The following is a 550-nucleotide window of genomic DNA, read 5'->3' on the forward strand; positions in this document are numbered from 1 at the left end:
TTAGAACACACAATCAATAACCTTGGTACATCTTCTGAAAACTTAACTGCAGCTGAGTCGCGTATCAGAGATGTTGATATGGCGAAAGAAATGATGGAGTTCACGAAGAACAACATCTTAACTCAGGCAGCACAAGCAATGTTAGCTCAAGCACAACAATCACCGCAAGGAGTATTACAACTTCTTCGGTAATGTTGTGAACGGGCGTCTAGCTTGGTAACAGGTTAGAGCATCACTGGGTGAATTGCTGGAACCTCCTGAAGTTCACTTTCCGACAACGCAGCTGGAAACGGCATACGTGAACGGTTGAAAAAAAGTGGAATTGGACAATCAGCAGCCAAGCTCCTGTGGGGAAACCCTGGAGAAGGTCCAACGACTAGGATATACCGTCTAAGATCCTCGATTATGATGATGAAATCCGTAGGGCGTCCGATGACGTTCGAAGTGCCCAGCCCCTACAAGGTGACTTGAGGGTGAAGATATAGTCTATTCCATGTTCGAAAGGCATGGCGGCAAAGCAAGCCAACCAACAACCGCAAGGTGTACTTCA

Annotated in this window: 1 protein-coding gene; it reads left to right on the forward strand. The window is 46.5% G+C overall.

What is annotated here, in order from left to right:
- A partial coding sequence (locus ACFPTP_RS10020; protein ID WP_381444257.1) for a flagellin occupies nucleotides 1-192 on the forward strand: 192 nt, incomplete at its 5' end.
- Nucleotides 193-550: the final 358 nt, after the last annotated feature.

It is taken from the genome of Sporosarcina koreensis, assembly GCF_042655825.1.
Lineage (GTDB): Bacteria > Bacillota > Bacilli > Bacillales_A > Planococcaceae > Sporosarcina > Sporosarcina koreensis.